This is a genomic window from Flammeovirgaceae bacterium SG7u.111 (assembly GCA_034044135.1).
In the GTDB taxonomy this organism is placed as follows: Bacteria; Bacteroidota; Bacteroidia; order Cytophagales; family Flammeovirgaceae.
Genome location: CP139021.1, coordinates 4,567,597 through 4,580,465, shown reverse-complemented (window position 1 = coordinate 4,580,465; position 12,869 = coordinate 4,567,597). Strand labels below are relative to the sequence as shown.

The window sequence follows — 12,869 nt, the reverse complement described above, 5'->3', positions numbered from 1 at the left end:
TTAAATGAAAGAGGTTTTTCTTTAGGTGAGTATTATGCTTTGTGTATTTTATTGCCCGCCTTTCAAATTTGACAAATAGGCTACGTTACCCATGTTTTTGCGTGCTACATCTACGCCACATGCAGTAAGTCTTTTGATAAAATTGCTTTTGTTCACAGGGTTGTAACCATCTTCCATGCAAAATCCACGGTATTTTGTGTAGAGGTCTTTTATAAGCTCGTAGCTGGTCGGGCTTTTTTGGTAGTTGTTTTCATCAAGGAACATTTTAACACTATCAGATTGGGTTTTGTATTTCTCGATGGCTTGATTTGATGCATCACAATAAGTGAATTTTTTTTGCTTCAGTAGTCTATTTAACCCCTCTAATACCCAGTTGAAAACTCCCGAAAGTTCATCTTTAATTATTTTAGAGTGTAACTCACTGTCTTGTTTCTCTTTAGGAATGGTGACATCAAAAGGGATGATAAGCCAACGCCTGAAATATGCATTTGTGTGTTCTACATCTTTTGGTAGCTCATTGCAGTTAAATATAAATTTTGCGTATTGTTTTAGCTGCATTGGTTTGCCATAAGGCAATCGAGCTGGCATAACTTCCCCTGAAACCATTTTCTTAAACATATCCGTTTGTAACCGACCGTTTATTTCACTTGCATAGTTTACCAGCTTGTTGGATATCATGGCTCTGTAATACCCTGAATTATCCGTTAGCTCTTCTAATGAATAACTGCTAATGTTTTCAGGCCCGACCAATGCATTTACTACTTCATAAAATACAGACTTGCCATTTGCTCCTGTACCGTATAATACCAATGCTGCTTCCAACTTTAAACGGCTTCCGTGCTTTATGAACAAATAGCCTAAATATTCAGCGAGTACTTTTTGACGTTCTTTGTCAGGTAACACCCTGTTGAGGTATTTTTCAAACAAGGGTGCTTTTGCTTCACAATTGTATTCAAAGGGTAGCTGATAAGTAATGAAATCCGCTCTGTTAAATTGACGTAAGTGGTTGCCTTTTGGGCTTATTTCAAATGTTCCGTTTTGAAGGTTAATTAAAACGGTGTCTTTATTGTTTTCAGGGGTTGGTAAGTATGCCGTACTTAAAAACTGCTTGTAAAGCTGTTCTCTGAATTGAAAATGCTTCGCTGTAAATTCTGGTACGCCCATTTTATTGGCTGCTTCCCCTAAAAACCTTTGAAGAATATCTTTATCAATCTCATTCCAAAAACTACCATTGAATAAATAAATGAAATCTTGGTTTTTGCACAAACTCCAACGGTTGCTTTCTGCTATCTTCAAGATGTTTTCAATAGATAACACCAAATAATGCCTATTAGCCAATTTGAAGTTTTCAATATTATGTGGGTTTGCTAATGCTTCAAAGTCCAGTGATTCAATCTGCTCAATTAGTTGGTCTAAGACTTCGGTATGAGGTGTTGAGCCCTGTTTTTTCAGCTCTTGGACATGACTTACCAATGTTTGAGGATTGCTTAAATCCTCAAACTTGGGCTTTATTTTTTTTGCTCCCATCTTTAGAAAAGGTTTAATTGGTTATTAATAAGTGTTGGAGCTTTTTTGGCATCGGTGGTTAAGTACCACGCTTTGAAACCAGTTTCTTTACACCTCTTCTTTTCAACTTCCCATAGTAGCCCGACCTTTTCTAAATCTCTTTTGTATCGTGTGATGCACTTCTGAGGTACACCCGTTGCAGCCGATACCATTGAAGCGGTGGCAACGTGTTCCTTTAAAAATAGAAATATGGTTTTTAACTGGGTAGTAGAGTAGGTATCTTTACCTTGTCTTTTATGCTGAAAAGCATTAATGGGGGTTTTTGATGAGTTTCTCATTTTATACCTCCTTTTTTTGTGCCTAACAAATAGGCTTCTGCTTCTGCCTCTATTTCAGCATTAGATTTTTTACGCCCCTCCTTTAAATAAGCCAATAGCTCAGAGCTTGAAAAGTACAGTCTTTTACTGCGCTTCATTACAGGCAATTCACTCCTGCTTACCTTGCTGTAAATGGTCGGGACTGTAAGATTTAAAAACTCGGCAGCTTCCTGAACGGTTAGGAGTTGTTCGGGGGCTTTGGAGATTTGTTGTTCACTTACTGCTTTTAAGATATTTGCAGTAACTCTTTCTGCTATCCCGCTGATTAGCTTTTCGGGATCAATTGGGCTTAATACTACGTTGTGCATAATTTTTTTTTTTAATTATGCATCAAAAATGGATAGGGATTTTTGTGGGGACTAGTAGGGATTTTTCCTCACTAATCCCCAGATAAGCCTTTTTCTTTTAGATATTCACTGGTTTTTACCCAATTGTTTGATAAAGTCTTTACTCCATTAAACCAATCTTTTGAGATGTTATTTAGGTCTTTTGTCTTGTTTAAGTCAAACTTCAAAACGTTTTTTACAGCTCTATAGAAGGTATCGGGTTTATCAAAACCCTTTTCTATTCCTATTCTTTTAATCTCTTTAGCATTTAAGCCTCCTTCTGTTCTGTTAATTGGTACTTGTTTTCCTTCAGCGTATAAGTCAAAAATGTATGCTAATGCATGTTCGTTAGCTATGAATTTCTTACTTGTCTTTTTTGAAGAGTTTGACTGGGTTACTAAACCACTTTTTGAAAGTAATTCTTGGTAATCGTTATTCCTTTTTGCTATGTACTCAAAGAAAAAATCAATGATAACCTTCTCGGGGATATGGACTGTTCTATCATAAGTTATGCAAATTTCTCCTGCTGTTACTTTTTCTTGTGGCTTAGCAGTTACAATTCCTTTTGGGTTTATTTTTAATATTTTTTTTGGGTATAATTTCTTTTCTAGAAATCCTAAAATGCTTTTATCATCAATAATATCGTAATTAATATATCCATCTTTTTTTAGGCTTGCTGAAAGCTCCTTGAATTCACTTTCCTTGATGTTAAAGTATTCTTTTTCAATTCGTTCAAGTTCTGTTTTGAACAGGTCAATTATAAGCTTAAAAGGTTTTAAGGTATAGCTATCAAATTCTGTAAGGGAAACAAATGGTAGCTCAAATAAAATATCCCCCCCTGTGCTTGTTGAAAATATACGGAAATTATAATCAATTTCATTTCCTTTATCTTTGATTTTAGGTTTGCCATCCTGCGTATAAAACTTTTTGTCCTCTTCATTATAGAGGGTAAGTACATTATCTCTAAATGAAATTGGGTGATAAGGTTTAAAAGGGTTACGGAGAATAGTTTTTACATGAGCATCATTATCTGTATGCTCAAATACGGTAATACCATTTATTTCTTTAGTAAGGTTCGGGTTTATCATTCTTCTTTATGCCTTTAATTATTCTACAAATCCAATTTAATTTTACCCGCTGCCTCCCTCTTGGCTTCATCTACTATTTTAGCGTAAACCTGCGTAGTCTTAAGGTCTTTATGCCCTAGCATTTTTGAGACGGTGTAAATGTCCGTCCCGTTAACTAGTTGAAGTGTTGCGTAGGTGTGCCTAAAGCAGTGAAAGGTGATGTCTTTTGTTATCCCCGCTGCTCCTATCCATTGGAAGAGGTGTTTGTTTTGGTAGGCAGAATATTTAAGCCCCTCGAACACCTTTTTATCCTGTGGCATATCCTTTGGGTTTTTATTTCCTTCTGTGAAATTGTAAGCTTGTTCTGGTATAGGCAACACTTCCACTCCTTTAGTTTTCTTTTGATTGAAATTCAGAAAATAACCTTGTCCCTCTATGTATTCTAATTCACTCCATACCATTTTTTGAATATCTGAGAACCGCAATCCAGTAAGTGCTGAGAATAAAGCTGCACGTTTCAGCAAGGGGGCATTGCACGGGGTTTTGACAAGTTGGTTTAGCTCCTCAATAGTCAAATATTCCCGTCTGGTTTCTTCGGTTTTTATTGGGCTTATTTTGGTGTTGAGGTCTGTTTGTAAAATGCCGTCTTTGTATGCTTGACGTAGTGTAGCTTTAACCTTATTGAAGTAGGAAACCGCTGAGTTTTGTGAAAGGGTTGTTTTGTCGCTCCTCCTGCTTTTTGTGCTAAGTAGGTATTCTTTGAAGTCTTCTAAAATCCGTTCGTTGAGTTCGGCAAACTTTAAACTGCCATTGGTAAAGCTTGCGAAGTGGTTTAGCGCAGAATCCCAATTATTATAGTTAGAACCTTTACGCTTTTTTGCCAATGTCTTAAAGTATTCTACAAAGCATCTTTCGCCCTGCTCTTTTATCCGTAGTTGTTCCTTTTCGTACTGGCTATAAATTTCAGGCTTGTTTAAAAAGTTTTCCCGCTTTTGCCTTATACTTTCGCCTAAAGCTAATTGTTCTTTATTCTGTTGTTTGTCTATGGGTGTTTTAGGCTTTTCTAAGATGTATAGCCCTAAAAACTCCCTTCGTGTTGGCTTGCCTGTTTCAGGGTGTGGGATAGGGGGATAAAAATCAAGGTATAGGCTTTCACGCCCTTTGCTGATCTTTTTTTGTCTCAAGCTTACTTTAATAGCCATTAGTCTTTTATGCTTTGTGGTGAAATTAGTGAAAAAAGTGAAGTCTTAAAAAGAACTTTTTTACGCTAGTAACTGGTCTATTGTCTGTTTGGGAACATAGGCGAACTTGCCCTTTTTGGTTTTAGGGATATTATTTCGGTTTATAAGTTCGTAAAGGGCTTTTTCTGAAATCCCATATTTGTCTTGAGTTTCCGAAAGGGTATAGCAGTCATTAATATCAAATTGTGTTTCTTCTTTCGGGGCTGGGGGTAAGGGTTGCTCTAATAAATTGTTCAGTTCACTTTTCTTTACCCTAGTCATACGTTCAGCAAGATTCACTGCTTTTAAAGTACCGTTGTCAATTAGTCTGTAAGCAGTCCGAGTAGAGCATCCCAATAAAATAGAGACTTCCCGAACCGTCAAGAACTCCTTAGCCTTAATTTCCTCAATAGGTCTTTGCTTAGTGGTTTCGGTATTCGACTTCCCGACCTTTTCAGCTTTTTTTCTCGCCTTATAAGCTCGCTTAGCGCAATTGTCAGAACAATATTTTGTAACCGTGGTGCGGGCTGTAAACTCTTTACTGCAATGCTGACAAATGCGTTGTACCTTGATATTACTGCTCATTAGATGTACTTAAGTAGAAATAAGATAAATTAAGTGTAAATAAGTGCCATAATTTCCCCAAAAAAAGACCGAAGTGTGGTTTTTTTCGGTCGGGGTACAAATGAGGTACAAATATAATCAAAATAAACACATAATGCTACAAAATAAACAGGTCATTAAAACATTTATTTTTTTGCTTTAAATCCTGTTTTATGCGCTTTTATACTATTTTTGTGATGGGTTGTTTTGTGGTAATTACTTCCCGATACAAAACTTGCTGAAGATATTCCCCAGCAAATCGTCCGTGGTGATTTCACCGGTGATCTCACCGAGGTGGTGGAGGGCGCTGCGGATGTCGATGGCGAGGAAGTCTCCGCTTATTTGGGAGGCGATGCCCGTGCGCACGTCTTGCAAGGCGCTCATGGTGCTCACCAAGCTTTCGTAGTGGCGGGCGTTGGTCACTATGGTATTGCCCGAGCTAAAGGAGTCGAGGCTTACTACTTCCAATAGTTTGTCTTTCAGGATACTGATTTGGTTGCGGTCCGATGCCGAAATGCTGATCAGGTGCTCCACATCGGCAAAGGCTTCGGGCATTTTTTTGCTTTCCAACAGGTCGATTTTATTGGCAACGGCGAGGTAGGGAATGCCCATTTTTTCTAGCTTGTCGGTTTCTTCTTTAAGCTCGGAAACGGAAGTCTCGGAAATATCGAAGAGGTAGATGATGAGCGAAGCGTCCCGCATTTTTTCGTAGGTACGCTGTACGCCAATGGCTTCCACTTTGTCGTCGGTGTGGCGCAGGCCGGCGGTGTCTATGAAGCGGAAGGAAATTCCACCGATAATAAGCTCGTCTTCAATGAAGTCGCGGGTAGTGCCTGCTATTTCCGAAACGATGGCTTTTTCCTCGTTGAGCAGGGCATTGAGCAAGGTCGATTTGCCCGCATTGGGCTTTCCAGCGATCACGGTCGGGATTCCGTTCTTTATCACGTTTCCTAGGTCAAAAGAATTGATAAGGGCTTGGATGGTGATTTCTAGCTCGTCAATCAGTGCGCTAAGTTGCCCTCGGTCGGCAAACTCTACATCTTCTTCACTAAAGTCCAACTCAAGTTCTATCATAGAGGCGAAGTGGATGAGCTTTTCCCGCAGGGTTTTTATTTCATTGGAAAAACCGCCCCGCATCTGGTTAAGGGCAGCTTTGTGGGCAATGTCAGAATCGGAAGCGATGAGGTCGGCAACGGCTTCGGCTTGCGCTAGGTCAAACTTTCCATTGCTAAAAGCTCGTTTGGTAAATTCCCCTGCTTTTGCATAGCGGACTCCGTTTGCCAAGTAAAGCTTGATTATTTTCTGGACAATGAAGGGCGAGCCGTGGCAAGATATTTCGATGCTGTTTTCCCCCGTATACGATTTGGGCGTCCTAAAGAGAGAAACCAATACTTCATCTACTATTATTTCGCCGTCCATCAAGGTACCAAAGTGCAAGGTGTGCCCCTCTTGCTTTTCGAGGTTTTTGCCTTTGAAAAGCTTGTTGGTGATGGAAATAGCATCTTCCCCAGATATCCTAAGCACAGAAATAGCTGCCCGCCCTGGAGCGGTCGCAAGTGCAATGATCGTATCTTGGTTGTCGACTAAATGCGTGTTTCTCATGGGTTTCCTTCTGGTTGGTAAAAGCAATGGGCAAAAGTAATGTATTTCTTTGGCTTGGAAATAGAATTGATGGTTTTGGACAGATAAAGTGCTTGAAAACCGCTCCATTTGTAAGGCTTGGCCCTATATGTGCAATTCGGTTTAGAAATGAAAAATTACTGTCCGTCAACGGGCAGTTTTATCCGCCCTCGACCAACTGAAACCGAAGATGTTATTTGTAACTGTCTGTAAATAAGAAAGTTGTTTAAGTGGCACATTTGTTGGAAAATTCGAAGTGTTCCTAGGTCAAATTAACTTTATTCCACTACCAAATAGAATTGCACAAAACCTCATTAACTTTTTAATAATCGAATTACATTTAGCAATCGGCAGATAATGGATAGAAAAATACAAAAGAAAACGTGGACTCTCAAAAGGATTATCACTATCGGATTAGGTGTGGCACTTGTGTCAGGCATACTTTATAGCTTCATTTTTGCCGATAGGCGTTCCAAGTACAATGTCGATCTAAATAAGATTACAGTTTCTACGGTCAAGTTCGACTCTTTTCAAGAATATGTTCCCCAAACGGGTACGGTGCTTCCCATCGAAACGCGCTACTTGGACGTGATCCAGGGCGGAAATATCAAAAAGATAATAAGGGAAACAGGTGCGGTTGTGAAAGCTGGCGACACAATCCTTTTGCTTGCCAACGATGCCCTCGAAAGGGAAGTGATGAATTCGGAAACAAGGCTCTACGAGCAACTGAACATAGCCCGGCAAACGCAACTCCAGATGGAAAGCAACAGCCTGAGGCTGGAGTCGGAACTTGCTGCTATCGACAATCAAATTGCTCTTCTAAAGCCTCAATATGAGCGTTTCAAGAGGCTTTTTGAACAGGATATGGTTTCGAAGCGGGAGTTTGAAGAGGTAGAAAAGCCTTATTTCTACAATTTGAAAGTGCGGGAACTGCAATATTCTTCCTTCAAACAAGACTCTATAAGTAAAGCATATCAGCTTAGCCAGCAAGGGATGATCATGGGTAGGATTCTCAAAAGCCTCGATGCGGTTGGGGATATCCTCGATAATTTGGTGATACGCGCTCCTACGGCGGGTCAGCTTTCTACTCCCGATTTGGAAATAGGACAAGGGATTATTCCTGGGGAAAGGATAGGCCAGATAGATGTGATGGATAACTTTAAGGTGAGGGTGAGGATTGATGAGCTTTACCTGCCAAGAATTGAGAAAGGGCTTATCGGTACGTTCGATTTCAGCGGCAGGACTTACGAAATGAAGATTACGAAAATCTATCCCAATATTACCGAAGGTAGGTTTGAAGTAGATATGGAATTTGTAGGAGAAGCACCTGCTGGTATGAAAAGAGGACTTTCCCCACGGGTTAAAATCCAGCTAGGCAGCCCAGTAAAGGCTACTTTAGTTCCTGTTGGCGGTTTTTACTCAAGCACTGGTGGAAACTGGGTGTATGTGGTGAACGATGCCGGAGATAAAGCCTCAAGGAGAAATATCCGAATTGGAAGAAGAAATACCGAATATTTTGAGGTGTTGGAAGGCTTGGAACCAGGCGAGAAAGTTGTGACTTCTTCCTACGATAATTTTGGAGACAATGAAGTGCTTGTGTTGCAAAACTAACAAGGTAGATTTTGCATATGGTTTCAGCAAACCGTTAGCATTGAAATTCTACCAATCAAATAGTTTTGCTATATAATTAGTAATCAGAGTGATATCTTAAAGTATCAATCAGTTAGATGTCACTAAAAAAATATGCTCGATCGTGCATCCTTTTAAATAAGATTGTTGTCCTTAACGGAAGATATCCTGATAAAGGGAATACGATATAAAATTTTCTAGTGTCAAATTAATAACTCTTTCTTTTCTGCTCAAAAAAAACAACAAAAATGATCAAAGCTAAGAACCTGAAAAAAATCTATACCACAGAAGAAATAGAAACCACTGCGCTCAACGACGTGAATGTTGAGGTGAAAACTGGTGAGTTTATTGCGATTATGGGGCCTTCTGGTTGTGGTAAATCAACTTTGCTAAACATCATGGGCTTGTTGGACAACCCCTCAAGTGGCGAGTACAACTTCTTGGACAAAGATGTTTCTAACTTTTCTGAGAGACAACGCTCAGAGCTGAGAAAAGGCTCGATAGGGTTCATTTTCCAAAGCTTTAACTTGATAGACGAGCTTACCGTGTTTGAAAACGTAGAACTACCATTACTTTACCTCAAGGTGCCAGCTAAAGAAAGAAAAGAAAGAGTAGAGGCGGTATTGGAGCAAATGAACATCATGAACAGGAGGAATCACTTTCCTCAGCAACTTTCTGGAGGTCAGCAGCAGCGTGTGGCTATTGCCCGTGCGGTAATTGCCAATCCTCCACTAATCCTTGCCGATGAGCCAACAGGTAACTTGGACTCGGCTCATGGCGAAGAGGTAATGAACTTGCTTACAGACTTGAACAAAGCAGGAACTACCATCATAATGGTGACTCACTCTCCGCACGATTCTAACTTTGCCCACCGTGTCATTCACTTATTTGACGGTCAGGTAGTAACCGAAAATATTAAGGAGCAATTCCATGTGTAACTCATAGATTGCTTTGCGTACATACAAAAACGGGGCGTCTTTTCTAGAAAAGACGCCCCGTTTGTTTTATTTAAGTGGCTGTTTGTTACCCTTTTGCCGCATTTTTCCTTTCCCTACTTTTTTTGAGGTAAGACCATTGAACTACAGTGAAATAGAACAGGAATATACTTGCCACAAAGAAAATAATTGGCTTGTTGGCAGGGCTTTTTGGGGTGAAGTATTCAGCGTGATCTCTTCTGGCAAACTTTTCCGATTTGTAGGTTTCGTCATCGAGGTAAACGAGCGGGAACTCAAGCTTGCTTTTGCCGTCGATCCCGCTGGCCACTACCATAAGGTGGTTCCAGTTGAGGACATCGATGGCCAAGGGCGATTGTACCGGAAATGCCAAATTCTTTTTGGAAAGCTCGTTGCCATTCTCATCCAATATACTAGCATAATAGCTGTCTAAGTCTTTTGTAACTAATAGCTTTTGCCTTCCTCCTGTGTTGACCTCTTCGGCAAAAACAGTTGGGGCGAGTACCTTAATTATCTCGCCTGTGGTTTTATCTACATCTATCTGAACAAACTCCACATCGTGAAAATTGAAACCGTAGTAAGCCAGGCCCGCTGTTTTATTAAGAACATCCAAGGCCATGTTGGGGTGCTCCTCATTTTTCCACTCAGCATGGTAGATAATAGCATAAATCCCCGTGGTATCTACTACTTCGTAATAGAGTTTGTTGGGCTGGGAGACGGTGCTGGAAGCATAAAACGAAGGTTGGTGTTTTTGGGCAAATGCTGCTAAATCCATGCTTTGCCCCGCTACTGTGACGGAACTCTTTTCGGGAAGTACATGGTGGGCTCGGTTGATTTTGCCAGTGACGGTAAATCCTACAAATACAATGATGGAAAAAATAATAGCAGCTCTGAATACAAGTTTAAAAAGGTCTGATATTGGCATAGTCGATAGTTTTTTTCAAAAATATGCAAAAGCAAAGTAAAGAAGAAAAATTAGGGATGCGAACAGCTTGGTGTTTTTTAATATCTATCGACCCGACTTTTTGTGTAAATTTGTAAGTCCCTATTGAAGGGAAAAGGCTTGGGTTTAGATAGAGTCTTTATTTTGTTCGTACACTTATTCTTGTAGAAAATGTCATTATCTGAATTGATTTTTGGTAAAAAGAAATACAATGTCCTTAGTTCGGAGGAGTTTGAAACGGCTATTCGTACCCAGAAAAAAATATATTTGTTAGATGTAAGGGCTAAATCGGAGTTTGACGACCGTAAGATTCCCAATGCACTTAACTTGGATATCCGAAACCCTAATTTTAAGAATAAAATAGCTCAGTTCGACCCTGCAAAGGCGGTGTATATCTATTGCCAATCGGGCAAAAGAGCTGGGCGCGCCTGCGACATGTTTGTGAAGTTAGGCTTCGAAAAGGTTTATAACCTCAAAGGCGGGCTTATCCAGTACGAAGGGAGAACTATTTAATGGTGTGCCTAGAAGCGCTCATTGCTCCGCTGTTAGCTCACTAGTTTTATGGCTTAGGCAATAGAAAAACATCTTCATATTGCCTGAGCTATAAACCAGGCTCTTTTTGTTTGTAAGCACCAGTGCTATTTTAATGACAGCAACTTAGTGTTGACGATCAGTGTTTTACTAAAATATAGGTTGCACTTATTTTTGTTCATACACTTACAATCATTTTTTCATCATAATTTTTTTCCTATGAAAGACAAACGTGTAATAGCAGTAGTTTCAGCCATTGCCGTGTTTTTTTTAGTGTTGTTTGTTTATTCATCTTATACTAAGAAAAACACAATTCCTTTAAAACTAACGGCACAAGAAACGTTGCAACTGATTGGAGAAGAGGAATATGCCTTGTCTCCAAAAGCTGTTGAGGAATTGTTGGGGGGCGAGGGCGCAAAGGCGGTGGATTTGCGGATGCCAAATGTATTTGCCCTAGCCAAGCTTGAAGAAGGGGCGGTCAACCTGCCTTTTTCGGAGCTTTTGGGAGAAGAATCCAATAAGCTTTTTGATGAGGGAAACCCAGTTGTTTTGTACGACCAAGATGGGACAAAAGCCCGTGAAGCCTGGTTGCTGCTTACCCAAATGGGCAAGAAAAATGTGAAGATGCTAGAAGGAGGTTTCGATGCTTGGCAGGAGTACAAAGGGGTGGGAAAAATAGAGTCTGAAAAGAGTTTTACTAATATAGATGCCGAGGGCTTGAAAAATTTCTTGAAGGAAAATAAAGATGTGGTAGTGCTAGATGTGCGTACGCCCGAAGAAGTTGCCGATGGAGCGATAGAAGGTAACATAAATGTGGATTTCAGAAGCCCGGATTTTTTGAATAAAGTGAGCCAACTTGACAAAGAAAAAACCTATGTGGTATATTGCAGGAGTGGGAATAGGAGCGTGAGCGCTTGCCACCTTATGGCTCTAAAAGGTCTAAAAAATCTGTATAATTTGGAAGGAGGATATAAAAGTTGGAAATAACCTCTTGAACTTTTTATCATGTTTTTCCCCAATCGGTAAAGATGATTAAGCAACTCATCGTTAAAACCACACAAAAGACGAGATAGAATTCGATGTATATGTGGAGTATCAAAACAATTGCCTTAGTTTTTTTTGTGTTTACCAGTTCATTTGTGCTTGCCCAAGGCGTGCCCGGTGCCGATGAGAATATTCCATTTTTGGTGACGTTTGGGAACGAAGCGGAGCAAGGCTATGGCGATGACGACTTTAGCCAGTCCTTCTTTTTTGTAGTGCCCGAAACCCAAATCACCCCTGTTTTTATCCGAATTTTCGACCCCAATGTGGGCGGGGAAATTGATGAGAATATAGGTGGTTTCAATACCAAAACAAGGTTTTCGGTGTATGGTGGGGCAAAAACCTATTCGGAGCAAGATGCCCAAAAAATTGACCCAGTAGGAAAGTTCAAAAGCGGAAACATGCTAGACTCTAGGGTGTTTGGCGATGAGCTTGAGTTTGATGATAAGTGGTTCAACTTTGGTCCTTACAATCCTAAGGAAGGAGAGTTTGTAGAAGAGTTAGGCGGGTATGTGTTCAAAGTAATTTCGGAAGGAATAGTAGGAAATGATGGAAACCTGTTCCGCTATTTCATGAGTGTGGATAAGGATAAAAATGAAGAGGTAGAAGGGGGGAATGCCTTTACCTACGAATATTCGTTCAGGCTGCACGACGATGTGGACCAAGTGAGCCACATTTACCCCTATGTGGGCGAAGGGGTGATTTCCATTAAGCAATATAACTTTGATTTTGATGCGGATGGCGTGCTTCGGGTAATTTCGATAGCCAAAAACGGGGAGCTGATGAATACGTCGAGGGAAGCGGATTGGGCTACAAGTACGCATACCATCAAAGATGAGGAACATAATACCTCGCTCGATATTCAATTTATAAAGGCGAAAAGCAAAAAAATAAAAAATAATAACATCGTCTTTTACCTCACCAACCAATACGGGGAGTTTTTACCATTTTATACTGTTCCCATAGGCGGTATTCCTAAGTTTAGGTACAAGGCTACTATCAAGAAAAAGAGCGAATAATTAGGCATTCTCAAAAAAACATGAGGTTTATTGT

Annotated in this window: 13 protein-coding genes; 5 read left to right on the top strand and 8 right to left on the bottom strand. The window is 40.1% G+C overall.

Annotated elements, in window-relative coordinates; all coding sequences use genetic code 11:
* Positions 1 to 48: 48 nt before the first annotated feature.
* The 7 genes from R9C00_18005 to mnmE all read right to left on the bottom strand — a co-directional run bounded on the left by R9C00_18005 (position 49) and on the right by mnmE (position 6,701).
* The gene (locus R9C00_18005; GenBank protein ID WPO33599.1) at positions 49 to 1,527 is read right to left on the bottom strand and encodes a phage/plasmid primase, P4 family; all 1,479 of its coding nucleotides are present in this window, start codon (positions 1,525 to 1,527) and stop codon (positions 49 to 51) included.
* Positions 1,528 to 1,529: 2 nt separating this feature from the next.
* On the bottom strand, positions 1,530 to 1,844 hold the full coding sequence (locus R9C00_18000; protein ID WPO33598.1) for a hypothetical protein: 315 nt from the start codon (positions 1,842 to 1,844) through the stop codon (positions 1,530 to 1,532).
* The gene (locus R9C00_17995) at positions 1,841 to 2,191 is read right to left on the bottom strand and encodes a helix-turn-helix domain-containing protein (protein ID WPO33597.1); all 351 of its coding nucleotides are present in this window, start codon (positions 2,189 to 2,191) and stop codon (positions 1,841 to 1,843) included. The genes R9C00_18000 and R9C00_17995 overlap by 4 nt, the downstream gene beginning before the upstream one ends.
* 71 nt (positions 2,192 to 2,262) lie before the next feature.
* Positions 2,263 to 3,297 carry a hypothetical protein gene (locus R9C00_17990; GenBank protein ID WPO33596.1) on the bottom strand — a complete coding sequence of 345 codons (1,035 nt, stop codon included), beginning with the start codon at positions 3,295 to 3,297 and terminating at the stop codon, positions 2,263 to 2,265.
* Positions 3,298 to 3,320: 23 nt separating this feature from the next.
* Complete coding sequence (locus R9C00_17985) at positions 3,321 to 4,478, bottom strand: site-specific integrase (GenBank protein ID WPO33595.1); 1,158 nt, start codon at positions 4,476 to 4,478, stop codon at positions 3,321 to 3,323.
* A gap of 60 nt (positions 4,479 to 4,538) precedes the next feature.
* Positions 4,539 to 5,081 (bottom strand): helix-turn-helix domain-containing protein, encoded by a 543-nt coding sequence (locus R9C00_17980; GenBank protein ID WPO33594.1) that lies wholly within the window; start codon positions 5,079 to 5,081, stop codon positions 4,539 to 4,541.
* A gap of 234 nt (positions 5,082 to 5,315) precedes the next feature.
* Positions 5,316 to 6,701 carry a tRNA uridine-5-carboxymethylaminomethyl(34) synthesis GTPase MnmE gene (mnmE, locus tag R9C00_17975; GenBank protein ID WPO33593.1) on the bottom strand — a complete coding sequence of 462 codons (1,386 nt, stop codon included), beginning with the start codon at positions 6,699 to 6,701 and terminating at the stop codon, positions 5,316 to 5,318.
* Positions 6,702 to 7,076: 375 nt separating this feature from the next.
* Here mnmE and R9C00_17970 point away from each other — a divergent pair, with 375 nt between their 5' ends.
* Both R9C00_17970 and R9C00_17965 read left to right on the top strand, forming a co-directional pair.
* Entirely contained in the window at positions 7,077 to 8,330 is a 1,254-nt protein-coding gene (locus R9C00_17970; protein WPO33592.1) for an HlyD family efflux transporter periplasmic adaptor subunit, read from the top strand.
* A 266-nt stretch (positions 8,331 to 8,596) separates the two neighbouring features.
* A complete protein-coding gene (locus R9C00_17965; GenBank protein WPO33591.1) occupies positions 8,597 to 9,286 on the top strand; it encodes an ABC transporter ATP-binding protein in 690 nt (229 codons plus the stop codon).
* Positions 9,287 to 9,371: 85 nt separating this feature from the next.
* Here R9C00_17965 and R9C00_17960 read toward each other — a convergent pair whose 3' ends face one another.
* Positions 9,372 to 10,226 carry a hypothetical protein gene (locus R9C00_17960; GenBank protein ID WPO33590.1) on the bottom strand — a complete coding sequence of 285 codons (855 nt, stop codon included), beginning with the start codon at positions 10,224 to 10,226 and terminating at the stop codon, positions 9,372 to 9,374.
* A 189-nt stretch (positions 10,227 to 10,415) separates the two neighbouring features.
* Between R9C00_17960 and R9C00_17955 the strand changes: the two genes are divergently transcribed.
* The 3 genes from R9C00_17955 (at position 10,416) to R9C00_17945 (ending at position 12,835) form a co-directional block, all read left to right on the top strand.
* On the top strand, positions 10,416 to 10,757 hold the full coding sequence (locus tag R9C00_17955) for a rhodanese-like domain-containing protein (GenBank protein ID WPO33589.1): 342 nt from the start codon (positions 10,416 to 10,418) through the stop codon (positions 10,755 to 10,757).
* A gap of 237 nt (positions 10,758 to 10,994) precedes the next feature.
* Positions 10,995 to 11,762 carry a rhodanese-like domain-containing protein gene (locus R9C00_17950; GenBank protein ID WPO33588.1) on the top strand — a complete coding sequence of 256 codons (768 nt, stop codon included), beginning with the start codon at positions 10,995 to 10,997 and terminating at the stop codon, positions 11,760 to 11,762.
* A 98-nt stretch (positions 11,763 to 11,860) separates the two neighbouring features.
* Positions 11,861 to 12,835: a hypothetical protein gene (locus R9C00_17945; GenBank protein ID WPO33587.1), complete on the top strand. Its 975-nt coding sequence runs from the start codon at positions 11,861 to 11,863 to the stop codon at positions 12,833 to 12,835.
* Positions 12,836 to 12,869: the final 34 nt, after the last annotated feature.

What these genes read in the sequence shown, in the direction of transcription:
- R9C00_18005 (WPO33599.1), bottom strand. Translation starts at nt 1,527, where the DNA reads ATGGGAGCAAAAAAAATAAAGCCCAAGTTTGAGGATTTAAGCAATCCT.
- R9C00_18000 (WPO33598.1), bottom strand. Translation starts at nt 1,844, where the DNA reads ATGAGAAACTCATCAAAAACCCCCATTAATGCTTTTCAGCATAAAAGA.
- R9C00_17995 (WPO33597.1), bottom strand. Translation starts at nt 2,191, where the DNA reads ATGCACAACGTAGTATTAAGCCCAATTGATCCCGAAAAGCTAATCAGC.
- R9C00_17990 (WPO33596.1), bottom strand. Translation starts at nt 3,297, where the DNA reads ATGATAAACCCGAACCTTACTAAAGAAATAAATGGTATTACCGTATTT.
- R9C00_17985 (WPO33595.1), bottom strand. Translation starts at nt 4,478, where the DNA reads ATGGCTATTAAAGTAAGCTTGAGACAAAAAAAGATCAGCAAAGGGCGT.
- R9C00_17980 (WPO33594.1), bottom strand. Translation starts at nt 5,081, where the DNA reads ATGAGCAGTAATATCAAGGTACAACGCATTTGTCAGCATTGCAGTAAA.
- mnmE (WPO33593.1), bottom strand. Translation starts at nt 6,701, where the DNA reads ATGAGAAACACGCATTTAGTCGACAACCAAGATACGATCATTGCACTT.
- R9C00_17970 (WPO33592.1), top strand. Translation starts at nt 7,077, where the DNA reads ATGGATAGAAAAATACAAAAGAAAACGTGGACTCTCAAAAGGATTATC.
- R9C00_17965 (WPO33591.1), top strand. Translation starts at nt 8,597, where the DNA reads ATGATCAAAGCTAAGAACCTGAAAAAAATCTATACCACAGAAGAAATA.
- R9C00_17960 (WPO33590.1), bottom strand. Translation starts at nt 10,226, where the DNA reads ATGCCAATATCAGACCTTTTTAAACTTGTATTCAGAGCTGCTATTATT.
- R9C00_17955 (WPO33589.1), top strand. Translation starts at nt 10,416, where the DNA reads ATGTCATTATCTGAATTGATTTTTGGTAAAAAGAAATACAATGTCCTT.
- R9C00_17950 (WPO33588.1), top strand. Translation starts at nt 10,995, where the DNA reads ATGAAAGACAAACGTGTAATAGCAGTAGTTTCAGCCATTGCCGTGTTT.
- R9C00_17945 (WPO33587.1), top strand. Translation starts at nt 11,861, where the DNA reads ATGTGGAGTATCAAAACAATTGCCTTAGTTTTTTTTGTGTTTACCAGT.